We start from the raw sequence: 22187 nt of genomic DNA, 5'->3' as shown, positions 1-22187 counted from the left end.
CGGCACGGTGTACGGAACGTAACTCAGGACTTGTCGAGATAGGCCACGCGCTCGGCGTCGAGCGCGGCCCGCACCATGCTTGCGAGCCCCGGGTGGTGTTCGAGGCCGGGATCCTTCTCCGTCACCGTCCGGGAGAAGTCGCGAGCCGCCTCGATGACGGCGGCGTCGTCGACGAGCGAGAGTAACCGCAGCGTCGACACGGTGCCGGACTGGGCGACACCGAGGACGTCGCCCTCCCGGCGCAACTGCAGGTCGAGCTGGGCGAGTTCGAAACCGTCGGTGGTGCCGGCGACGGCCTCGAGCCGCATCATCGTCGGGGTCGCGGGCTTCGCGTCGGTCACGAGCAGACACAGGCCCTGATGGCCGCCACGACCGACGCGACCCCGCAGCTGGTGCAACTGGCTGACACCGAACCGGTCGGCATCGACGATCACCATCACGGTCGCGTTCGGCACGTCGACACCGACCTCGACGACGGTCGTGCACACGAGCACGTCGAGCTCCGCGGCGTTGAAGGCCTGCATCACCGCGTCCTTCTCGTCGCCGGGGAGGCGACCGTGCAGCAGCCCCACCCTCAGATCCCGCAGCGGACCGGAAGTGAGGAACTCGAACTGCTCGAGCACAGAGACGGTTTCGGGCGGGGCCTGCTTGCCCTTCCCCGATCCCGACGGCTCGGGCCCGTCCGGATCGAAGAGCGCGTCGTCGTCGGAATCGCCGTCGCCGATGCGGGAACACACCACGTAGGCCTGCCGCCCCTCGGCGACCTCCTCGCGGATGCGTTCCCACGCGCGGTCGACCCACTTCGGATGCACCTTCGCCGGCACCACGCGGCTGACGATCGGCGACCGTCCTCTGGGGAGTTCGCGCAGGGTCGAGACCTCGAGGTCGCCGAGCACCGTCATCGCGATGGTGCGCGGGATGGGTGTTGCGGTCATCACCAGCACGTGCGGGGACGTGCCGTCGCGACCCCGCGAGCGCAGTGCGTCGCGCTGTTCGACACCGAAGCGGTGCTGCTCGTCGATCACCACCAGGCCGAGGTCGAAGAACTGCACCGTGTCCTCGATCAGCGCGTGCGTGCCGATGACGATGCCGGCATCGCCCGTCACCGCCTCGTTGAGCGCGGCCCGCTTGCGTGCGACCCCCATCGAGCCGGTCAGCAGGGTCACGCGGGTCGCGAGTTCGTGAGCGTCGAGTTCGCCCGCCGCGGCGAGATCGCCCAGCATCTTCGTGAGCGAGCGCGCGTGCTGCGCCGCGAGCACCTCGGTGGGTGCGAGCAACGCGCACTGCCGACCGGAGTCGATCACCTGCAGCATCGCCCGTAGCGCCACGATGGTCTTGCCGGAACCGACCTCGCCCTGGAGCAGCCGGTTCATGGGGTGTTCGCGTGCGAGATCGGCCGCGATCTCGTCGGCCACCGAGAGCTGCCCGGCCGTCAGTTCGAAGGGCAGCCGCCGGTCGAACTCGTCGGCGATCCCGCCCTCGCGGCGCGGGCAGGACGGCGCCGACCGCACCTCGACGTCGTGCCGGCGTCCGGCGAGCACGAGCTGCACCGCGGCGGCCTCGTCGAACCGCAGACGGTCGCGTGCCCGGTCGATCTCCTGCTTCGTGTCGGGCAGGTGGATCGAGCGGAGCGCCTCGTCGAGGCCCACGAAGCCGTGCTCGTCGCGCACCCACTCGGGCAGCGGATCGTCGACGTGGTCGAGCTGGTCGAGCACCTGCCGCACGCAGCGCATGACGGTCCACGACTCGACCTCGCGGGTCGCGCGGTACATCGGGATCAGCGCGCGGTCGAAGACCGACATGTCGACTCCCGATCCGTCCTGCGCGGTGCGGGCGAGACCCGCCAGGGCGCCGGCGCCCCGCACCCGCGCGGGGGTCGCCGAGACCAGGTCCTCGGCGTCGCGCGGTTCGGGCAGCACGAGATAGCTCGGATGGGTCAGGCTCCACTTGTCGCGGAAGTACTTCACGGTGCCGGAGAACATCGCGCGCACGCCGGGCTTGATGTTGTGCTTGACCCGGTGCGGGTTGAAGAAGGTGACGTCGATGCTGTGGCGATCGGAGCGCAACCGCACCGCGAGGCGTTTGCCGGCGCGGGATTTCATCGGCACCTCCTGCGCCGACTCGACCCGCGCGATGATCGTGATGTGCTGGCCCTCCGCGGGCTGGCTCTCGCCGAGTTCGGCGCCCTGGGTGGCGTAGCGGTGCGGATAGTGCCTCAGTAGATCCTCGACGGTGGTCATCCCGAACGCGTCGTGCAAGGCGTCCGCCGTCTTGCGGCCGAGGACATGATCGAGCCGGTCCGCGAGTGTCGCCACTGCCGTCCCTTCCGCTACTCATGCGGTGGCCTCGCGGCGCACCGGCTACTCGACGCCGAGCTGCAGCAGGTCGCTGCGCTGACCGCCCTGGTAGACCGCCACGTCGATCTCCGGGTGACGGCGATCGAGGTGGGCGGCCAGTTGCTCGACGAGTCCGTCGGGGGCGTCGGCGCCGACCAGCATCGTCACGAGCTCGCCGCCCGCGGCGAGAATCCTGTCGAGCAGCGACGCTCCCGCTGTCACCAGATCATGCTCGATCACTACGACATCATGGCCGGCCAGTCCGAGACTGTCGCCGGGCTCGCACGTTCCGACCCAGGTCAGCGCGCGTTCGTTCGCGTACCGCAGCGATCCCCAGCGCACGCACGACGCCGCCTCCGACATCGCGAAGGCGTCGTCGACCGTCGCGCGCATCGGATCGTGCACGGCCAACGAGGCCAGCCCCTGGACGACGGAGGAGGACGGCAGGAACATCACGTCACGGTCGTCCCGCCGCGCCCGGGCGCCCACGGCGACGACGTCCTGCGCGGAGAGCGCACCGTTGGGCAGCACCAGGACGTCCCGGCTCGGCAGTGCCCGGATCGCCTCGAGCAGTTCGTCCGGGGCTGAGATCTCCTCGGCCCGCAGCACCCGGGCACCCTCCGCCTCGAACAGTTCGGCCGCGCCCTCGCCGCCCACCACTGCGAGGACCGCCCGGGACTGTTCCTCCGCCGACTCGGCACGGACCCGGGCGGGAGCCGCGCCCAGCGCCACGGGACCGTCGCCGCACCCGCGACGCGCGGACTCGAGCGCGAAGCACGTGATGTCGATGCGGCTCAGCGAACCCGCCGCGAGACCGGCCTCCACGGCAGCTCCGGGCTCGCAGCAGTGCACGTGAACGGACCAGCACCCCGATCCCCCGGAAACGATCGCGACCGAGTCGCCGAGCGCGTCGAGGGAGGACCTCAAGGCATCCATGCGCGCGTCGTCGGAATTCCCGACGAGATACATCACTTCGTACTCCTGCTGGTCGCTGTCGTGACGTTCGTCGACGATCTCGGGTTCGACGACAGGCCGCGAGGTGCCGGCGAGCACCATCCGGCGATCGGGCCGTATTCCGGTGGTGACCTCCACCAGGCAGTCGAGCAGCACGAGCAGGCCGAGGCCGCCGGCGTCGACGACCCCTGCCTCGGCGAGGACGTCGAGCTGGGTGGTGGTGCGCTGCAGCGCGTCGGCGGCGGCGTCGGCACTCGCGACGGCGACATCGCACACGGTCGCATCCGTCTCCGAAGCGACGCGGGTCGCGCCCTCGGCCGCAGCTTCGAGGACGCTGACGATGGTGCCCTTCGCGGGTGCGCTGAGCGCTCCGGTCACGAGCGTCGCGGCGTTGGAGAAGGCGGCGGCGAGGTCCCGGGCGCCGACCGTCGTCAGTCCGGCGATCGCGTCGGCGAGACCGCGCAGTGCCTGTGCCAGGATGATCCCGGAGTTGCCCCGCGCCCCGGCGAAGGCACCACGCGCGAGCCCTTCGGCGACGTCGGATGCGGTGAGCGCGCCGTCCACGGGCCCGCCGATCCGGGCCGCCGCGGCCTGCAGGGTGATCAGCAGATTGTTTCCGGTGTCCCCGTCGGGCACCGGGAAGACGTTGAGCGAGTTGATCTCCGCTCGGCGCTGTTCGAGCGCTTCCACACCGAACTCGACCCACCGGCGCAGCGCCCGCCCGTCCACCGTGTCCTCGGCTCCGAGCAACGATTCCACCCCCTTCGCCTCGTCCTGCGAGCATCGTCCACCTCTGCGATCGGTACCGTTGCGCACGGTGCCGAGCCCTGGCGAACAGGTTAGCCGCGAGTCGTCGCACCGTCCGGTTTGGCCAACCGCCCTCGAGTTCGCTAAGCTTGCCGGGTTGCCTCGCACGGGCGGCTCGTTCCCCGTGTTCGCAAGGCGAAACAACAGACAGAAGATCTATCCACTAGACACAAGGAGTTCGCGACATGGCTGCCGTCTGCGACGTATGCGCCAAGGGCCCCGGCTTCGGGAAGTCGGTCTCGCACTCGCACCGGCGTACCAACCGTCGCTGGAACCCGAACATCCAGAGCGTGCGCGCTCAGGTTGCACCGGGCAACACCCGCAAGATGAACGTGTGCACCTCCTGCCTCAAGGCCGGCAAGGTCGTCCGCGGCTGATTCCCGGTCGAGTCGTCGCGAAGGCCCCCTGCGCTGATTGCGCAGGGGGCCTTCGCCGTTCGATCCTGCGGCCCGATATCGTGCGGGAATGACCGAGAACCAAGCTTCCTTCCCCGACAGCGACTCTCTCCGTTCACTGGTGAGCGTGGAGGACCGCGTCCTGCGGATCGCCGTGGCGACCTCCGAGCACGGCACCTCCCTGTCCCCCGCAGGGATGGAGCAGGGCATCGCAGCCCTGCGTGCGGCAGGCCCGGAGATCGGCGCCGTGCTGCTCGTCGGTGAGGGTGCGAACTTCTGCGCGGGCGGCAACGTCCACGGATTCGCCGCGGCCGAGGACCGTGGCGCCCACCTGCTCGAGATCGCGAACCTCTTCCATGACTTCGTGCGCGCACTGGAGAAGGCGGCCGTGCCGGTCGTCGCCGCCGTGCACGGCTGGGCCGCCGGCGCCGGCATGAGCCTGGCGCTGCTCGCCGACATCGCGCTCGCCGGCCCCGGCACGAAGATGCGCGCCGCGTACCCGTCGATCGGCTTCTCCCCCGACGGCGGCATGTCGTGGACCCTGCCGCGGATCGTCGGCCCGTCGCGGGCACGGGAGATCATCATGACCGACGCCGTGATCGGCGCCGACGAAGCCGTGCGCCTGGGTCTGCTCAGCCGGCTCGTCGCCGACGGCGAGATCCAAAGCGAAGGGTTGCGACTCGCACGAACCCTCGCGCACGGCCCCACGCAGTCCTACGCCGCCATCCGCTCGCTCGTGGCGGGCTCGGCCGGACGATCGCTGTCCGACCACCTCGATGCCGAAGCCGCCTCGATCTCCGCGGCCGCGACGACGCCCACGGGTATCGAGGGTGTCGACGCCTTCGTCGCCAAGCGGCGTCCGGACTGGGATTCGGCCCGCGCCTGACATCCGGGCGGCGGATCGGTGGTCAGGGCAGTCGCCAGTCCACCGGTTCGCCGCCCTGCTCGACGAGCAGGGCGTTCGCGCGGCTGAACGGACGCGACCCGAAGAATCCGCGTGAGGCCGACAGCGGGGACGGGTGCGCCGACTTCACGGTGGGCACACCACCGAGCATGGGTTCGAGGGTCGCCGCGTCGCGGCCCCACAGGATCGCGACGAGCGGGGTACCGCGCGCGACCAGCGCGCGGATCGCCTGCTCGGTGACGGCCTCCCAGCCCTTGCCGCGATGCGAGGCCGGCTGGCCCGGCGCGACGGTGAGGACCCGGTTGAGCAACAGGACACCGTGCTCGGTCCACGGCGACAGGTCGCCCGTGGAGGGCTGCGGCAGACCGAGATCGTCGGTGTACTCGCGGTAGATGTTGGCGAGACTGCGCGGGATCGGCCGGACGGCCGGAGCCACCGAGAAGCTCAGTCCCACAGCGTGACCCGGAGTGGGATAGGGATCCTGCCCGACGATCAGGACGCGGACGGACTCGAACGGCTGTGTGAAGGCACGCAGCACGTTCGGACCGGACGGCAGGTAACTGCGGCCCGCGGCGAGTTCGGCGCGGAGGAACTGCCCCATCGCGGTGATGTCACCTGCGACGGGTTCGAGTGCTCGCGCCCAGCCCGGGTCGACGAGTTCGGACAGGGGCCGACCGGCACGGGGCTCGTCCGCTCCCCCGTCCGCGGACTGTGTGTCGACGGTGTCGGCCACGTGTCACTCCTGGTCGATGCGGCGGAGAGCTGTCCGGTAGTAGGCGGCGTTCGCCGCATACATCTCGGCGTTGGGGTCGAATTTGTTCTCGGGGATCTCGTAGCCCTCGCGGACCTTCGCGGGGATGCCCATCGCCATGCGGCGGGGCGGAAGTTCGAAGCGCGGTGGGATCAGGGCGCCGGCGGCGACCTGCGCTCCGGCGCCGATGACCGATCCGTTGAGGACGAGCGAACCCGAGCCGATCAGCGCGCCGTCACCGATCGTGGAGCCCTCGATGTGCGCGTTGTGCCCGACGACGCACCGCGCGCCGATGACGGTGGCCTCGATCGCGGTGCAGTGGATGATCGTGCCGTCCTGGATGTTGGTCTTCTCCCCCACGGTGATCGTGCCGTAGTCCCCGCGCAGCACCGCCGAGGGCCACACGGAGGCACCGGCACCGAGGGTGACGTTGCCGATCACGACCGCGTCGGGGTGAACCCACGCGTCGGGATGGATATCGGGGACACGCTCGCCGAGTGCGTAGACAGCCATGACTGCAGAACCTATCTCGAGCGAACCCCACCCGAAGTGGTCGCCCTAGTGACCAGCGCCCGCCGCAAAGCTCTCCCAGCCTCCGGATCCGTCGCGGCGCTGCCCGTCGACGGTGACGCCGAAGCCTTCCAGGACCACGCCGATCGGCCGCCATCCGTCCGGCAGTGCGACCTCGCGAGGGAAGCACGCTGCGAGGGCATGGTCCTCGCCGCCGGTGAGGATCCACTCCCACGGGTCGGCCGCCAGCACCCGACCGGTCTCGCGGAGTTGCGTGTCGGGAGCGAGCGCACCGGAGTCGAGGTCGATCGCGACCTCCGAAGCCGTGCAGATGTGCCCGAGATCGGCGACGAGACCGTCGGAGATGTCGGTGCATGCGTGGGCGCCTGCTGCGGCCGCTGCAGGACCTGCGGCGTAGGGCGGAGTGGGCACACGATGCGCCGCGACGAGTTCGGGGAAGTCCCGGTTGCCGGCCAGCAGCAGGGCCAGACCCGCCGCGGAGCGACCGGTGCGACCGGCGAGGGCGACGACGTCGCCGGGGCGGGCGGTGGAGCGGAGCAGCGGTGGCCGTCCGTCGAGTTCGCCGAGCACGGTGACCGAGATGATCACCTGACCCGCTTGCACGAGATCGCCTCCCACGACTCCGGCGCCGATCTCCTCCGCAGCCTCCCCGATGCCCGCCGAGATGCCGTCGAGCACGGCGACGGGAGTCTCGGGCGGACAACCGAGGCCGACGACGAAGGCCGTGGGGCGGGCGCCGACCGCGGCGACATCGGCTCCGTTCTGGGCGACCGCCTTGCGTCCGACCTCTTCCGGGCTCGACCAGTCGAACCGGAAGTGACGTCCTTCGACCAGCATGTCGGTCGAGATCGCGATGCGCCCGTCGGATGCTGTCACGACCGCTGCGTCGTGGCCCGGCCCGACGAGTGTGCTGTCGGGTTGCCGCCGTGCTCTCACCGCGCGCTCGATCACTGGGAATTCGCCGATGTCGGCGACGGTGGGTCCGCTCGGGTTCGTCACGGTGACGGTCGCCTCTTTCTCGGTCGGCGGTGGGAGAGAGCCGGCACGTGCCCTGCTACGTTCGATCACGCTACCGCCCCCTGTCCCCGAGCCCGGATGCTGGACACGATGAACGACACCTCTGCTTCCGATCGCGAACCTTCCGACGACGCCCCCGTCGAGGCACCCGGATCGGACGGGATGCGACGCAGTCCCGCTCTGATCGCCACGGCGATCGCACTGCCCGTCGCCCTGCTGGTCGGAGTGGTGGTGGCGGCCGTGATCGTGTCGCAGTCACCGGTGAATACACCCGTGGGTCTCGGTCCCGTGCCCGCTCCGGAGGCGGAATCCGAATCCTGCTCGCAGTTGCTCGACGCGCTGCCGGAGGAGCTCGGCGACTACACGCGCGCCGAACTGGCCGATCCGGCACCGGTGGGTGCTGCGGCCTGGCAGTCGGACGACGGCGAGGAGGTCGTCCTACGTTGCGGTCTCGACCGGCCCGACCAGTTCGACCGAGCGGCGGCGCTGCAGGTGATCGACGACGTGCAGTGGTTCGAGGTGTCGGGCGCCGAGCAGGGCATCCCGGCGAGTACGTGGTTCGCCGTCGACCGTCCGGTCTACGTGGCCTTGACCGTGCCCGACGGATCCGGGCCGACCCCGCTGCAGGACATCACGGCGACGATCTCCGCGGCGCTCCCGCAGCAGGAGATCGATCCGGCGCCGATCCGCTGAGCCGGACGGACGAGAAAGGTCGGCCCCGGCACCGTGGTGTGGTGCCGGGGCCGACCGTGTTCGTCGCCGCGACGATCAGGACGCGTGCATGGTCCCCGTGCGCTGGTAGCGCTCGTGGAAGGAGAACGCCTCACCGAGCAGGTGCGGGGTGTGACCTGCTCCGGGGGTGGCTTCTGCGCGCTCGATGTAGTCGAGCAGTTCGGCGCGGTAGTCGGGATGCGCGCAGCGCTCCACGACGACCCGCGACCGACGGCGGGGGGACAGTGCGCGCAGATCGGCGAGACCCTGTTCGGTCACGATGACCTGCACGTCGTGCTCGGTGTGGTCGACGTGCGGCACCATCGGGACGATCGACGAGATCGCGCCGTCGCGGGCTGTCGACGGGCTCAGGAACATCGACAGGTAGCCGTTGCGCGCGAAGTCGCCGGAGCCACCGATGCCGTTCATGATGCGGGTGCCCATCACGTGGGTGGAGTTGACGTTGCCGTACACGTCGGCTTCGAGCATGCCGTTCATGGCGATGATGCCGAGTCGGCGGACGATCTCGGGGTGGTTGCTGATCTCCTGCGGCCGCAACATGATGTGGTCGCGGTAGAAGTCGATGTTCTCGACGAAGTCGTTCAGCCCCGCTTCGGACAGTGCGAGGGAAGTCGCCGAGGCGAACCGGACGGTGCCGTGTTTGACGAGGTCGAGCATGCCGTCCTGGATGACCTCCGAATAGCAGGTCAGCCCCCGGTACGGTCCGCTGTCGAGACCGGCGAGAACGGCGTTGGCGACGTTGCCGACACCCGACTGCAGCGGAAGCAGCGTGTCGGCGGGCAGCCGTCCCGCGGCGACCTCGTGCGCGAAGAAGTCGAGGACGTGGTCGGCGATGGCCCGGCTGGTGGCGTCGGGCGCCGTGAGCGCGGTGGCGCTGTCGGAACGGTCGGTCTCGACGACCGCGACGACGCGTTCCGGATCGATCCGGAAGTAGGGCTGGCCGATGCGGTCCTCGACGTCGGTGAGGTCGATCGGACGACGGTTCGGGGGAAGCGCGGTGCCGTAGTAGACGTCGTGCACGCCGTCCATGGCGGCGGGGATCCACGAGTTGACCTCGAGGATCACCTTCTCGGCGACGTCGAGCCAGGTCTTGTTGTTACCGATGGACGTGGCGGGGATCAGCTCGCCCGTCTCCGTGATGCCGGAGATCTCGACGACGGCGACGTCGATGTGTCCGTAGTAGCCCTCCCAGACCTGCTGGGCGACGTGCGACAGGTGTATGTCGACGTAGTCCATCCGGCCTTCGTTGATCCGCCCTCGGGCGGTGGGCTCTGCCTGGTACGGCATACGCAGCGCGATTCCGTCGACGTCGGCGAGCATGCGCTCGGTGTCGGAGGCCACCGACGCTCCGGTGAGCAGGTTGATCCGGAAGTCGCCGCCGGTCGCCCGCGTGCGCCGGATGTGTTCGGCGAGGGCCGGGGTCACTGCCTTCGGGGTGCCTGCGCTGGCGAAGCCGCTGATGGCGACCGTGTCGCCGGGGCGAATCCACTGGACGGCGTCCTGAGCCGACACGATCTTCTTGCGGTAGGTCTCATGACGTACCCGAGCCTCGGCCGGGGTCACGACGACCGACTCCACAGACGGCGCTGCGGGGGATGAAAGGGCTGCGTACATGACGACGACCATAGCGACGCGGATGATCCGCTCATCACACTCGGTCCGGATCAGCGATCGCCGTCACCAATTCGGACACAGAGTGCCACGAGTCGCACTCCAAGATCGATTCAATCGGAAGTTGTTGTTTCGCAAGCTTTTACAGCATGATCTCTGCCACGCCGACTGACACTGGGTGCCACCCTCTTTCGTGAGAGCCCCTCCGTCGCTATCTCTACGGTATCCCCGTTCGCCGCCGCATCAGTACCGTTTGCCGCCCCCGGAGAACCGTTCACCGTCGCCGTGACGGAACGTCGTCGGGCACGATTGCAGCATGACGAACTCCACCGACCTGTTGCGCGACGATGCCGAGCACCTCCTCCGCGAGCTGGCAGGCCCCGATGCCCGGCTCCGCGACGACCAATGGGTCGCGATCGAGGCGCTCGTGGTACACCGTCGCCGCGCCCTCGTCGTCCAGCGCACAGGCTGGGGAAAGTCGGCCGTCTACTTCATCTCCGCCAAACTGCTGCGCCGGCAGGGCCGCGGTCCCACGGTGATCGTGTCGCCGCTGCTCGCCCTGATGCGCAACCAGGTCGCGGCCGCCGAGCGGGCGGGCGTCCACGCCGCGACCATCAACTCCGGCAACGTGACGGAATGGGCGGCGATCCACGAGCGGATCGCGGCGGGTGAGGTCGACGTCCTCCTCGTCAGCCCCGAACGCCTCAACAACCCCGACTTCCGCGACCAGGTCTTGCCCTCCCTCGCCCGCGACGCCGGATTGGTGGTCGTCGACGAGGCGCACTGCGTGTCGGACTGGGGTCACGACTTCCGGCCCGACTACCGCCGCATCCGCACCCTCGTCGCCGAACTCGGCGACGACATCCCGGTCCTGGCGACGACCGCGACCGCCAACGACCGGGTGGTCGCCGACATCGCCGCCCAGCTCGGTGTCGGCGGAGGCAGCGACCTCGGTGGAAGCAGCAATGCCGGCTCCGACGGCACGCTCGTGCTGCGCGGCGGCCTCGACCGTCCGTCGCTGCACCTGTCGGTGGTGCGGATCGACGAACCGGCACGACGCGCAGCATGGCTCGCGCAACATCTGAAGGATCTGCCGGGCTCGGGCATCGTGTACGCGCTGACGGTCTCCGCCGCCCGCGACCTCGCGGCGCTGCTCACCGACCACGGCTATGCAGTGGCGGCATACACCGGTCAGACCGAACCGACCGAACGTGAACAGCTCGAGGCCGATCTCCTCGACAACAAGGTCAAGGCGCTCGTCGCGACCTCGGCACTCGGCATGGGCTTCGACAAGCCCGACCTCGGCTTCGTGGTGCACCTCGGCGCTCCCTCGTCCCCGATCTCCTACTACCAGCAGGTCGGGCGTGCGGGTCGCTCCACCGAACGCGCCGAGGTGGTTCTGCTCCCCGGCCCGGAGGACCGCCGGATCTGGCAGTGGTTCGCCTCGGTCGCCTTCCCGGACGAGGCACTCGTACGCCGTGTGATCGCAGCGCTCGATACCGAACGGCCGGTATCGACACCCGCGCTCGAACCGCGGGTCGACCTCACGCGCTCCCGCCTGGAGATGGTCCTCAAGGTCCTCGACGTCGACGGAGCGGTGAAGAGGGTCAAGGGTGGCTGGATCGCCACCGGGCAGCCCTGGATGTACGACGAGGAGCGCTACGGGCGGCTCGAGGAGGCGCGCGCCGCGGAACAGGAGGCGATGCTCGAATACGAACGCACCACCGAATGCCGCATGGTCTTCCTCCGCCGTCAGCTCGACGACCCCGATCTCGACACCCGGACCCCCGGCTGCGATCACACCGCCGGAGGCCCCGGCTGCGGCCGGTGCGACAACTGCATCGGCTCCCGGTGGGAGACGTCCGTCGGCGACGACGAGGTCGCCCGCACCCGCGCCCGGCTCGAACGCCCCGGTGTGGATCTGCCGCCGCGCCGGCAGTGGCCCACGGGAATGTCGACCCTCGGGATCCCGCTGTCGGGCCGGATCACGGACGGTCCGCACCCCGGGCGAGTGCTGGGCAGGCTGTCGGATCTGGGATGGGGACCGCGACTGCGCGAACTGCTCGACGGACCGGACCGCGAAGTGCCGAAGGCGGTGGTCGACGCGTCGATCGCGGTGCTCGCCGCGTGGGACTGGGAGGAGCGGCCCACCGCCGTCATGACCATGGACTCCCCCACACATCCCCTGCTCGTCGAGTCACTCGCGTTCCGATTGGCACAAATCGGACGATTACGAGATCTAGGTGTATTGCGACGCCGAAGCGGGAATACGGAGCCGACGGCAGCGAACTCGGCATATCGGGTCGCCGCACTGATCGATGCGTGGGAGCGACCCGACAACCTCGGGTCGAGTGGTCCGATCCTTCTCGTCGATGCGGTGACCGACACCGGCTGGACGTTCACGATGGCGGCGAGAACTCTCGTCGCTGCGGGAGCCGACGCGGTGTTGCCGTACGCACTCGCGAGCCCGAAGTAATCGCCACGAGGAGGACCGACGTAACATGTTTGTGACCGGCATCACAACATGCGCTCGACCTGCACGGACCACAGGGTTCCGATCCCGATTCCGGACACGGGCGTGATCTCGACACCGGAAGTTGTTAGGTTGAAAGGACATATGAGGCCCGTCAAGGAAAGAAGTACCCCGACCCCCGACTCGGCTGAATCGAATACCGCGACCACCTCTTCGGAGGTGGCCGCAACCGAGTCCGGTAGTGAGCCGGCTGCAATCGAATTCCGGCGTCCGCGTATCGCCGACGGTAGACGACTCTGGCAGATCGCGCGTGATTCGCAGGTTCTCGACGTCAATTCCGGTTACGCATATGTGTTGTGGTGTCGCGATTTCGCCGACACATCGGTCGTCGCAACGGATGACACCGATCGCCCCGTGGGATTCGTGACCGGCTACCGCCGTCCCGACTCCCCGAACACCCTGTTCGTCTGGCAGGTGGCAGTCGACGCAGACCAGCGTGGACGTGGAGTGGCCGGCCGTATGCTCGACGCTCTGCTCGACCGACTCGAGCCGCTCGGCGTGACCCGTCTGGAAACGACGGTGAGTCCCGACAACGAAGCGTCGATCGCAATGTTCACCGCTCTCGCGCGTCGCCGCGGAACGCATATCACTCGCACCGAGTTGTTCGCGCCCGACGATTTCCCCGATTCACATCTGGCCGAGGATCTCTACACCATCGGCGAATGATCGCAGCGCGTGTGCGCACGACATCTTCATAATTCTCGAATAATCACAGGAGGACCACGACATGACCATCCTGGAAAACAAGCCCGAGACCACCAGTAAGCCCGATACTGCGATTTTCTCGCACCTCGAATCCGAGGTCCGGAGTTACAGCCGCGGCTGGCCCGCCGTTTTCGACAAGGCATCGGGATCCTGGCTGCGCAGCGAGGACGGCAAGGACTACCTCGACTTCTTCGCGGGCGCCGGAGCCCTGAACTACGGCCACAACAATCCGGTTCTCAAGTCGGCCCTGGTCGACTACATCATGAGCGACGGCGTCACCCACGGCCTCGACATGTACACCGTCGCCAAGCGCAAGCTGCTCGAGACCTTCGAGTCGCACGTGCTCGCGCCGCGCGGCCTGGACTACAAGGTCCAGTTCCCCGGCCCGACCGGCACGAACGCCGTCGAGGCGGCGCTCAAGCTCGCCCGCAAGGTGACCGGTCGCGAGTCGATCATCAACTTCACCAACGCTTTCCACGGCATGACCCTGGGTGCGCTGTCGGTGACCGGTAACTCGATGAAGCGCGCCGGCGCGGGTATCCCCCTCGTCCACGCCACGCCGATGCCGTTCGACAACTACTTCAACGGCGTCACCGAGGACTTCCAGTGGTTCTCGCGCGTCCTCGACGACGCGGGCAGCGGCCTGAACCGTCCGGCCGCGGTCATCGTCGAGACCGTGCAGGGTGAAGGCGGCGTGAATGTTGCTCGCCCCGAGTGGCTTCGCGCTCTGGCCGACCTGTGCAAGGAACGCGACATCCTGCTGATCGTCGACGACGTGCAGATGGGCTGCGGCCGCACCGGCCCGTTCTTCTCGTTCGAGATCGCCGGCATCACGCCCGACATCGTGACCCTGTCGAAGTCGATCGGCGGATACGGAATGCCGCTGGCGCTCACCCTGTTCAAGCGTGAGCTCGACGTGTGGGGCCCGGGCGAGCACAACGGCACCTTCCGCGGCAACAACCCTGCTTTCGTGACGGCGGCTGCCGCCCTCGAGCACTACTGGGCCGACGACAAGCTCGAGCGCGACACCCTGCGCAAGGGCGAGCGCATCCGTCAGACCTTCATGAACCTGTCGGACATGTTCGACGGCGTCTCGACCCGCGGCCGCGGCCTGGTCCAGGGCCTGGTCTTCGACAAGCCGGAGGACGCCGACAAGGTTTGCGCCCTGGCCTTCGAAGAGGGTCTGCTCGCCGAGACCTCCGGTCCGTCGGACGAGGTCGTCAAGCTGCTGCCGCCGCTGACCATCACCGACGACGAACTCGAGTTCGGGCTGAACATCCTGGCGGAAGCGACCGCCAAGGTCCGTTCCTGAGCGGTCCCCCGCTCCGCCCGTTCCGAACCCACTTGCAGAAGAAGGACTTTCGACACCCATGATCGTTCGTACGACAGAAGAGATCACCGGCACCGAGCGCGACGTCGTCTCGGAGGACGGCCAGTGGCGCAGCAAGCGCATCGTCCTCGCCGGCGACAAGGTGGGCTTCTCGTTCCACGAGACCACCATCGAACCCGGCACCGTCAACGAGTTCCACTACGCCAACCACGTCGAGGCCGTATGGCTCGTCGAGGGCACCGGCAAGCTCCAGGACCTCGACAACGACGTGGAGTACGATCTCGCTCCGGGCACGATGTACCTGCTCAACGGACACGAGCGTCACCGCGTGCTCCCCGAAACGCGCATGCGCATGCTGTGCGTCTTCAATCCCCCGGTCACCGGCCGTGAGGTGCACGACGAGAACGGTGTGTACCCGTTGATCGTCGAACCCGCCTGAGCGCGGTAACCACGTGACCGATGCGGGGCGGACGCTTAGAGTCGAGACCATGACTCCCGAGCGTGCGCCCCGCATCGCTGTCGGCCCCGAGCGCGACCCCCGTTTCGAACGGGCGGTCACGGGCGGGGGCGGCGTGCCCTGCGGACTCGAGGAGACCCCCGACGCGCTCGTCTGGACGGCCGGGCCGCAGGACTTCCCCGAGGTCCTCCCCGCCTCCGTCCGCTGGGTGCAGCTACCGTCCGCCGGTGTCGAGTACTGGCTGTCGCAGGGCGTCGTCAAGGCCCATCCTCGCGTCACCTGGACGTCGGCGGCCGCGGCCTACTCCACGACCGTCGCCGAGCACGCGCTCCTGCTCCTGCTCGCCGGGGTCCGGGCCCTGCCTGCCCATCTGGCGGCCACCTCGTGGACACCCGAGAGTCTCGCGCCGGTCGTCGGCACCCTCCGCGGCGCGACGGTCGGGATCATCGGCGCCGGGGGTGTCGGCCGGGCGCTGATCCCGATGCTGGCCGCGCTGGGGGCGCGCGCGCTCGCCGTCACCCGCAGCGGTCGTCCCGTGCCGGGAGCCATCGAGACGTTCCCCGTCGAACGTATCGACGAGATATGGCCTCTGGCAGATCATTTCGTCATCTCCGCGACAGCCACTCTCGACGTCGAGCAGCTCGTCGGCGCAACCGAGCTCGCAGCGATGAAGTCCACGGCGTGGGTCGTCAACGTCGCCCGGGGCGATCTCGTCGACACCGACGCCCTCGTCGCCGCTCTCCGATCCGGCGCGATCGGTGGTGCAGGGCTCGACGTCACCGATCCCGAACCGCTCCCCGAGGATCATCCGTTGTGGACGCTCCCCAACGCCGTGATCACTCCCCACGACGCCAATCCACCCCCGCTGCGCATCCCGGCCTATCTCGAGCACGTGATCGAGAACGTCACACGCTTCGCATCCGGCCTCGTGCCGATCGGGGTCGTCGATCCCAGCGCCGGCTACTAGGCCACGTCTACCGGGCCACCGTTACCGGGCCATAGGGCTCACTCCGACGGCTTCTCGTCGCGTTCCGCCCATTCCAGGAGCGGATCGAGGGAGAAGACCGCGTCGTCGATACCCGAGTGCAGGTCGCCGAGTTCCTCGAACCGCTTCGGCACGGTCCGGATCGTGAAGTCCCGCGGTTCGAGGTCGTCGATCTCCTCCCACCGCACCGGAGTGGAGACCGTCGCCTCCGACACACTGCGGACCGAATAGGCACTGGCGATCGTGTGGTCGCGCGAGTTCTGGTTGTAGTCGACGAAGACCGCCGACGGGTCGCGTTCCTTGCGCCACCATGCCGTCGTCACGTCGCCGGGCGCGCGTCGTTCCACCTCCCGCGCGAAAGCCCATGCGGCCCTTCGGACGTCGTCGAACTCCCATTCCGGCGCGATCCGGACGTAGACGTGCAGGCCGTCGCCGCCCGAGGTCTTCGGCCAGCCCACGGCACCGAGTTCGTCGAGCACCTCGTGCGCCACCTTCGCGACACGCCGGACCCGGTCGAAATCGCAGTCGGGCATCGGATCGAGGTCGATCCTCCACTCGTCGGGTCGCTCCACGTCGCTGCGCCGCGAGTTCCACGGATGGAACTCCACGGTGGACATCTGCACGGCCCACACGACGTCGGCGAGATGGGTCACGCACAGTTCGTCGGCATCGCGGTCGTAGCGCGGGAAGTGCACCCGCACGGTCTCGACCCAGTCCGGAGCCCCGCGCGGCAAACGCTTCTGGTGTACCTTCCGCCCTTCGAGCCCGTCGGGAAACCGGTGCAGCATGCAGGGCCGTTCGCGGAGTGCCCGGACGATCCCCTCCCCCACGCTCAGGTAGTAGTTCGCGAGGTCGAGCTTGGTCGCCCCGATCTCGGGGAAGTACACGCGCTCGGGGTGCGAGATGCGCACCGTGCGACCGTCCACGTCGAGTTCGACTGCATCGGCGTCCTTGCTCATCCGCGTCTCCCGTCCCTCCCTGCGTGGAGGCGTCCTGTGCACCATCCTGGCCTCTCGATTCCCACCCCCGTGCGGAAATACACCCCGGCGCACGATTTCCTCCGCGTGGCACGTCCGGGCGCTAACGTCGAAGCGATGCTGCTGCACTCGGTTGTCGACACCTCCGTCGCCGTCGCCGCCACACGGTCACGACGCACCAAGATCGATCTGCTGCGGGAATTACTCGGGCGCGCCGAACCTCACGAGGTCGAAGCGGTGGTCTCATGGTTGTCCGGAGAGATGACCCAGGGTCGCCTGGGTGTCGGTTTCCGCACCCTCGCCGGCCTCTCCGCACCGGTCGCCGACGATCCCGTGCTCGACGTCGACGAGGTGTCCGGCTTCCTCGACCGCCTCGCCGGCATCTCCGGTTCCGGATCCACCGCCGCGCGGCAGCAACTGCTCCTGGATCTGTTCGGACGGGCCACCGAGGCCGAGCAGCGTTTCCTCGTCGCGCTCCTCGGCGGTGAGCTGCGGCAGGGCGCGCTCGAAGGGGTGATGACCGATGCGGTCGCAGCGGCAGCCGGTCTCCCCGTCGAACCGGTCCGTCGGGCGGTGATGTTGTCGGGCCGACTCGCGCAGGCCGCAGCGGCGGCCTTCGAGGGTGGTGTCGACTCGCTGGCGGAGTTCGGCCTGGAGCTCGGCCGACCGGTCCGGCCGATGCTCGCCTCACCCGCCGAGTCGCTCGAGGCGGCACTCATCGAGTTCGACGGGGCGGTGAGCGTGGAGTACAAACTCGACGGTGCACGCATCCAGGTGCACCGCCACGAGGACGCGGTGTGGATCTTCACCCGCACGCTGCGCGACATCACCGCATCGGTCCCCGAACTGGTCGAACTCGTCCGGGCGCTGCCGTGCCGCAGTGTCGTGCTCGACGGCGAGACACTCGCGCTCACCGATGCCGGCCGTCCCCGACCGTTCCAGGAGACCATGAGCCGGTTCGGTGCCCGCTCCGAACGCGAACTGCTTCTCCACCCGTACTTCTTCGACTGCCTGCACCTCGACGGCGCCGACCTGCTCGACGAGCCGCTGTCGGTGCGTCGCGACCATCTCGCCCGCGTCGCGGGTGAGCACCGCATCCCTACGCTCGTCGCTCCGGACGCCGACAGCGCCGAGGCGCACCTCGGTGACTCGCTCGGCAACGGTCACGAGGGCGTCATGGTGAAGTCGCTCACATCGACCTACACCGCCGGCCGCCGGGGCCGAGCCTGGCAGAAGGTCAAACCCGAGCACACCCTGGATCTCGTGGTGCTCGCCGCCGAATGGGGTTACGGGCGCCGCACCGGCTTCCTGTCCAACCTGCACCTCGGTGCCCGCGACCCCGACGGTGGTCCGCCGATCATGGTCGGGAAGACGTTCAAGGGACTCACCGACGCGCTGCTGCAGTGGCAGACAGAGGAGTTCCCACGCCACGAGACACACCGCGACGAGCACACCGTCCACCTGCGACCCGCGATCGTCGTCGAGATCGAACTCGACGGAGTGCAGACGAGCAGCCGCTATCCGGGCGGGGTGGCGCTGCGCTTCGCACGGGTGCTGCGGTACCGGCCCGACAAGTCGGCCGCCGACGCCGACACCATCGATGCGGTCCGCGCGCTGCTGCCCGCGGCACCGGTTCCCGGAAGCGGCCTACCGTAGAAGGAGTGATCGACGTTCCACTCCGTTCCGACGACCTGCCCACTCTCCTGCACGGCCGTCGGATCGCTGTTCTCACCGGCGCCGGGCTGTCGACGGACTCCGGTATCCCCGACTATCGCGGACCGGACTCGCCGCCCCGCAACCCGATGACCTACCAGCAGTTCGTCGGCGACGCGGAGTTCCGGCAACGCTACTGGGCCCGCAACCACGTCGGCTGGAAGCACATGGACGCCGCCCGCCCGAATCCCGGGCACCGCGCGCTCGCGGCCCTCGAACGCGCCGGTTCGGTCGTCGGCGTGATCACCCAGAACGTCGACCTGCTGCACACGAAGGCCGGCAGCCGGCAGGTCGTCGACCTGCACGGCACCTACGCGCAGGTCCGATGCCTGTCGTGCGAACACCGCATCTCGCGGTTCACGCTGCACGAACGGCTGTGCGCGGCCAATCCGGGATTCGACGACCGGATGCGCGCGACGACCGGTCTCGAGGTCGCCCCCGATGCGGACGCGGTGGTCACCGACACCGAGGACTTCGTCGTCGTCGACTGCGAGCGCTGCGACGGGATGCTCAAACCCGACATCGTGTACTTCGGGGAGACGGTGCCGCGCCCGCGCGTCGATCTCGCCTTCTCGGTGGTGGACGGTGCCGACGCCCTGCTGGTCGCCGGGAGTTCACTGACGGTGCAGTCGGGGTTGCGGTTCGTACGTCGCGCCGTGCAGCGGAACATCCCGGTGGTGGTGATCAATCGTGGCCCCACCCGCGGGGATGCGCTGGCGACCCTCAAGCTCGAGGCGGGTACCTCGGAGACCCTCGCCTTCCTGGCCGACGCGGTGACCGCACCGACTTCGTGAGGTTCTCAGACCACCCGGACGAGGTCGTCGGCGTGCACGACGGGTCGCTGGAGATCCGGCGGCAGCTGACCGGTCGAGAAGCCGATCATGAAATCGAGTTCGGACGCGTCGTAGGCCACCACCCCGCGCGCGACCGTGCGGCCGTCGGGCGCGACGATGCCGACGACGTCGCCGGCATGGAAACCGCCACTGGTGCCGGTGATTCCGGCGGCGAGCAACGAGCGTCGCCGCTCCATCACGGCCCGCACGGCACCCTCGTCGAGATACAGCGAACCGTGGACGTCGGCGGCGTGCCGCACCCAGAAACGCCGCGCCGACAGACGCTGTGGGCGGGCCGCGAAGGCCGTGCCGACGTCGGCGGCGCCCAGCGCACGATCGGCCTGGGAGGCCGCGGCGAGCAGCACCGGCACGCCGGAGTCCGCCGCGAGACGGGCCGCGGACAGTTTCGACGCCATGCCACCGGTGCCCAGCGCGCCGCCCGACCCGGCGACCACACCGTCGAGATCCTCGGGGGTGCGGACCTCGGGGATGAGGTTCGCGGAGCCCTTGCGGGGATCCCCGTCGTACAAGCCGTCGACGTCGGACAGCAGGATCAGCGCGTCGGCGCCGATGAGATGCGCGACGAGTGCAGCGAGCCGGTCGTTGTCGCCGAAGCGCAGTTCGACGGTCGCGACGGTGTCGTTCTCGTTGACCACCGGCACCGCCCCGAGCGAACGCAGCCGGTCGAGGGTGCGTTGCGCGTTGCGGTGCTGAGTGCGCCGGCCGATGTCGTCGGCGGTGAGGAGCACCTGGCCCACCGTGCGGTCGTAGCGGGCGAAGGAGGTGCCCCAGGCGTGGGCGAGGGTGAGCTGCCCGACGCTGGCCGCGGCCTGCTTCGTCGCGAGATCACGCGGCCGACTCGTGAGACCGAGCGGTGCGAGCCCGGCACCGACCGCACCCGAGGAGACCACGATGACACTCGAACCCGTGCGGATCCGGGCCTCGATGGCATCGACGAGACGATCGAGCCGGCCACGGTCGAGTCCACCCACCAGGCTCGTGATCGCCGACGAGCCGATCTTGACCACTACGCTGCGGGCGTGGGAGACGACCTCCCGGGTGTCGCTCATGTTCTCCTCGGTACGCTTCGGGCTTCCTGAACGGTGGGGACGCGCGGACGGTTACTCGAACTCGTCGTCGGTGGCCAGGCCGCGGCGCACCTTCTTCGCGTGGCGACGCTCGGCAGCGCCGACGCGGTCGACCTGGTCGAGACGGGCGTCGGTGCCGCGACCGGTGGGCACGACGTCCACGCCGGCCTGCGTCTGCGGTTCCCACTCGAAGCCGACCTCGCCGATGGTGACCCAGCATCCGGGTTCCGCGCCGAGCTTGACGAGCTTGTCCTCGACGCCGAGACGGGCGAGTCGGTCGGCGAGGTAACCCACGGCCTCGTCGTTGTCGAAGGCCGTCTGGCGCACCCACCGCTCGGGACGGGTGCCCCGCACGATGAATCCGCCGGGCACCTCGGGATCGCGGACCACGGTGAAGGCCTCCTCGTCGCGGGCGACGGGACGGATCACCGGGCGGGTGGGCGCGGCCGGCGGATGCGCCGCCCGGTACTCGTCGACCATCCTCGCGAGGGCGAACGTCAGCGGACGCAGGCCGTCGCGGCTCACGGCCGAGATCGTGAAGACCGGCCAGCCACGGGCCTCGAGTTCGGGGGTGACGAACTCGGCGAGTTCTTTCGCGTCGGGCACGTCGGCCTTGTTGAGGATGACGATGCGGGGGCGCTCGGCGAGGTCGCCGAGTCCGCTGTCGCCCGACAGCGCAGGCTGGTAGGCGGCGAGTTCGGCCTCGAGCGCGTCGATGTCGGAGATCGGGTCGCGGCCGGGTTCGAGGGTCGCGCAGTCGACAACGTGCGCGAGCACGGCGCAGCGCTCGAGATGACGGAGGAAGTCGAGGCCGAGGCCGCGACCCTCACTGGCGCCGGGGATCAGGCCGGGCACGTCGGCGACGGTGAAGGTCGTGTCGCCCGACTGCACCACACCGAGATTCGGCACGAGGGTGGTGAACGGGTAGTCGGCGATCTTCGGCTTGGCGGCCGACAGCACCGACACGAGCGACGACTTGCCGGCCGAGGGGAAGCCCACGAGGCCGACGTCGGCGACGGACTTCAGTTCGAGGACGAGGTCGAGTTCCTCGCCTTCCTCACCGAGGAGCGCGAAGCCGGGGGCCTTGCGTGCCTTCGACGCGAGTGCGGCATTGCCGAGACCACCGCGACCGCCGTGCGCGGCGACGAAACGCGTGCCGGTGCCCACGAGGTCGGCGAGGATGCGGCCGTCGCGGTCGAGTACGACGGTGCCGTCGGGAACCTTCAGGACGAGGTCGCCGCCGTTGGCACCGTTGCGGTGGCCGCCGGCGCCCTGGGCACCGTTGGTCGCCTTGGCGTGCTGGTGGAAGTGGAAGTCGAGCAGGGTGTGGACGTTCCGGTCGACTTCGAGGACGACATCGCCGCCGTTTCCTCCGTTACCGCCGTCGGGGCCGCCGAGCGGCTTGAACTTCTCGCGGTGGACGGAGGCGCAGCCGTTGCCGCCCTTGCCGGCGCTGACGTGCAGCACCACCCGGTCGATGAAGCGGGACATGGGTGGACCTTCTCTCGTCCTAAAAAACAAACCTGGT

At 69.2% G+C, this 22187-nt stretch carries 19 protein-coding genes; 10 read left to right on the top strand and 9 right to left on the bottom strand.

The features are described from left to right. Positions 1-23: 23 nt before the first annotated feature. Both recG and K3M35_RS00900 read right to left on the bottom strand, forming a co-directional pair. Positions 24-2315, bottom strand: a complete 2292-nt coding sequence (gene recG / locus K3M35_RS00905) for an ATP-dependent DNA helicase RecG (protein ID WP_220665867.1) — start codon at positions 2313-2315, stop codon at positions 24-26. A 45-nt stretch (positions 2316-2360) separates the two neighbouring features. Next, positions 2361-4049 (bottom strand): DAK2 domain-containing protein, encoded by a 1689-nt coding sequence (locus K3M35_RS00900; RefSeq protein WP_220665866.1) that lies wholly within the window; start codon positions 4047-4049, stop codon positions 2361-2363. A gap of 233 nt (positions 4050-4282) precedes the next feature. On the opposite strand from K3M35_RS00900, the gene rpmB reads away from it, so the two are divergent. Together rpmB and K3M35_RS00890 are read left to right on the top strand one after the other, a co-directional pair. Continuing rightward, positions 4283-4474, top strand: coding sequence for a 50S ribosomal protein L28 (rpmB, locus tag K3M35_RS00895; RefSeq protein ID WP_006551201.1), 192 nt, complete (start codon positions 4283-4285; stop codon positions 4472-4474). A gap of 88 nt (positions 4475-4562) precedes the next feature. Next, positions 4563-5378, top strand: a complete 816-nt coding sequence (locus K3M35_RS00890) for an enoyl-CoA hydratase/isomerase family protein (RefSeq protein WP_220665865.1) — start codon at positions 4563-4565, stop codon at positions 5376-5378. Positions 5379-5400: 22 nt separating this feature from the next. Here K3M35_RS00890 and K3M35_RS00885 read toward each other — a convergent pair whose 3' ends face one another. Genes K3M35_RS00885 through K3M35_RS00875 form a run of 3 tightly spaced genes read right to left on the bottom strand, consistent with a single transcriptional unit; the run spans position 5401 to position 7629 of the window. Continuing rightward, positions 5401-6129, bottom strand: a complete 729-nt coding sequence (locus K3M35_RS00885) for a uracil-DNA glycosylase (protein ID WP_052039962.1) — start codon at positions 6127-6129, stop codon at positions 5401-5403. Positions 6130-6132: 3 nt separating this feature from the next. Beyond that, complete coding sequence (locus tag K3M35_RS00880) at positions 6133-6660, bottom strand: gamma carbonic anhydrase family protein (protein ID WP_006551198.1); 528 nt, start codon at positions 6658-6660, stop codon at positions 6133-6135. Between the two features lie 45 nt (positions 6661-6705). Then, a complete protein-coding gene (locus K3M35_RS00875; protein WP_308257044.1) occupies positions 6706-7629 on the bottom strand; it encodes a thiamine-phosphate kinase in 924 nt (307 codons plus the stop codon). A 144-nt stretch (positions 7630-7773) separates the two neighbouring features. On the opposite strand from K3M35_RS00875, the gene K3M35_RS00870 reads away from it, so the two are divergent. Then, the gene (locus K3M35_RS00870; protein ID WP_024100608.1) at positions 7774-8388 is read left to right on the top strand and encodes a DUF3515 domain-containing protein; all 615 of its coding nucleotides are present in this window, start codon (positions 7774-7776) and stop codon (positions 8386-8388) included. Positions 8389-8463: 75 nt separating this feature from the next. Here K3M35_RS00870 and K3M35_RS00865 read toward each other — a convergent pair whose 3' ends face one another. After that, positions 8464-10005, bottom strand: a complete 1542-nt coding sequence (locus tag K3M35_RS00865; protein WP_039587366.1) for an acetyl-CoA hydrolase/transferase family protein — start codon at positions 10003-10005, stop codon at positions 8464-8466. 349 nt (positions 10006-10354) lie between these two features. Here K3M35_RS00865 and K3M35_RS00860 point away from each other — a divergent pair, with 349 nt between their 5' ends. The 5 genes from K3M35_RS00860 to K3M35_RS00840 all read left to right on the top strand — a co-directional run bounded on the left by K3M35_RS00860 (position 10355) and on the right by K3M35_RS00840 (position 16030). Beyond that, a complete protein-coding gene (locus tag K3M35_RS00860) occupies positions 10355-12514 on the top strand; it encodes an ATP-dependent DNA helicase RecQ (RefSeq protein ID WP_220665864.1) in 2160 nt (719 codons plus the stop codon). Positions 12515-12730: 216 nt separating this feature from the next. After that, positions 12731-13237 carry a diaminobutyrate acetyltransferase gene (gene ectA / locus K3M35_RS00855; protein ID WP_006551193.1) on the top strand — a complete coding sequence of 169 codons (507 nt, stop codon included), beginning with the start codon at positions 12731-12733 and terminating at the stop codon, positions 13235-13237. 61 nt (positions 13238-13298) lie between these two features. Beyond that, on the top strand, positions 13299-14588 hold the full coding sequence (gene ectB / locus K3M35_RS00850; RefSeq protein WP_006551192.1) for a diaminobutyrate--2-oxoglutarate transaminase: 1290 nt from the start codon (positions 13299-13301) through the stop codon (positions 14586-14588). Positions 14589-14646: 58 nt separating this feature from the next. Further along, positions 14647-15045: an ectoine synthase gene (locus tag K3M35_RS00845; RefSeq protein ID WP_006551191.1), complete on the top strand. Its 399-nt coding sequence runs from the start codon at positions 14647-14649 to the stop codon at positions 15043-15045. A gap of 49 nt (positions 15046-15094) precedes the next feature. Then, positions 15095-16030 carry a D-isomer specific 2-hydroxyacid dehydrogenase family protein gene (locus tag K3M35_RS00840; RefSeq protein ID WP_024100603.1) on the top strand — a complete coding sequence of 312 codons (936 nt, stop codon included), beginning with the start codon at positions 15095-15097 and terminating at the stop codon, positions 16028-16030. A gap of 38 nt (positions 16031-16068) precedes the next feature. Here K3M35_RS00840 and ligD read toward each other — a convergent pair whose 3' ends face one another. Further along, complete coding sequence (gene ligD / locus K3M35_RS00835; protein WP_220665863.1) at positions 16069-17007, bottom strand: non-homologous end-joining DNA ligase; 939 nt, start codon at positions 17005-17007, stop codon at positions 16069-16071. 135 nt (positions 17008-17142) lie between these two features. On the opposite strand from ligD, the gene K3M35_RS00830 reads away from it, so the two are divergent. Together K3M35_RS00830 and K3M35_RS00825 are read left to right on the top strand one after the other, a co-directional pair. Next, a complete protein-coding gene (locus tag K3M35_RS00830) occupies positions 17143-18681 on the top strand; it encodes an ATP-dependent DNA ligase (RefSeq protein WP_220665862.1) in 1539 nt (512 codons plus the stop codon). 5 nt (positions 18682-18686) lie between these two features. Continuing rightward, entirely contained in the window at positions 18687-19532 is an 846-nt protein-coding gene (locus K3M35_RS00825) for an NAD-dependent protein deacetylase (protein WP_024100600.1), read from the top strand. Between the two features lie 5 nt (positions 19533-19537). On the opposite strand, the gene proB is transcribed toward K3M35_RS00825, so the two are convergent. Both proB and obgE read right to left on the bottom strand, forming a co-directional pair. Further along, entirely contained in the window at positions 19538-20641 is a 1104-nt protein-coding gene (proB, locus tag K3M35_RS00820) for a glutamate 5-kinase (RefSeq protein WP_006551186.1), read from the bottom strand. Positions 20642-20692: 51 nt separating this feature from the next. Then, positions 20693-22150: a GTPase ObgE gene (obgE, locus tag K3M35_RS00815; RefSeq protein ID WP_019289071.1), complete on the bottom strand. Its 1458-nt coding sequence runs from the start codon at positions 22148-22150 to the stop codon at positions 20693-20695. Positions 22151-22187 lie beyond the last annotated feature (37 nt).

The sequence above is a fragment of the Rhodococcus sp. DMU2021 genome, assembly GCF_019641445.1.
Taxonomy (GTDB): Bacteria; Actinomycetota; Actinomycetes; order Mycobacteriales; family Mycobacteriaceae; genus Rhodococcus; species Rhodococcus pyridinivorans.
This window is presented reverse-complemented; position numbering and strand designations above follow the sequence as displayed.

Bases quoted from the DNA above. Each gene is read 5' to 3' on its own strand.
- obgE (WP_019289071.1), bottom strand. From the start codon at position 22,150: ATGTCCCGCTTCATCGACCGGGTGGTGCTGCACGTCAGCGCCGGCAAG.
- K3M35_RS00890 (WP_220665865.1), top strand. From the start codon at position 4,563: ATGACCGAGAACCAAGCTTCCTTCCCCGACAGCGACTCTCTCCGTTCA.
- K3M35_RS00845 (WP_006551191.1), top strand. From the start codon at position 14,647: ATGATCGTTCGTACGACAGAAGAGATCACCGGCACCGAGCGCGACGTC.
- ectB (WP_006551192.1), top strand. From the start codon at position 13,299: ATGACCATCCTGGAAAACAAGCCCGAGACCACCAGTAAGCCCGATACT.
- ligD (WP_220665863.1), bottom strand. From the start codon at position 17,007: ATGAGCAAGGACGCCGATGCAGTCGAACTCGACGTGGACGGTCGCACG.
- proB (WP_006551186.1), bottom strand. From the start codon at position 20,641: ATGAGCGACACCCGGGAGGTCGTCTCCCACGCCCGCAGCGTAGTGGTC.
- K3M35_RS00840 (WP_024100603.1), top strand. From the start codon at position 15,095: ATGACTCCCGAGCGTGCGCCCCGCATCGCTGTCGGCCCCGAGCGCGAC.
- K3M35_RS00880 (WP_006551198.1), bottom strand. From the start codon at position 6,660: ATGGCTGTCTACGCACTCGGCGAGCGTGTCCCCGATATCCATCCCGAC.
- rpmB (WP_006551201.1), top strand. From the start codon at position 4,283: ATGGCTGCCGTCTGCGACGTATGCGCCAAGGGCCCCGGCTTCGGGAAG.
- K3M35_RS00860 (WP_220665864.1), top strand. From the start codon at position 10,355: ATGACGAACTCCACCGACCTGTTGCGCGACGATGCCGAGCACCTCCTC.
- K3M35_RS00830 (WP_220665862.1), top strand. From the start codon at position 17,143: ATGCTGCTGCACTCGGTTGTCGACACCTCCGTCGCCGTCGCCGCCACA.
- K3M35_RS00870 (WP_024100608.1), top strand. From the start codon at position 7,774: ATGCTGGACACGATGAACGACACCTCTGCTTCCGATCGCGAACCTTCC.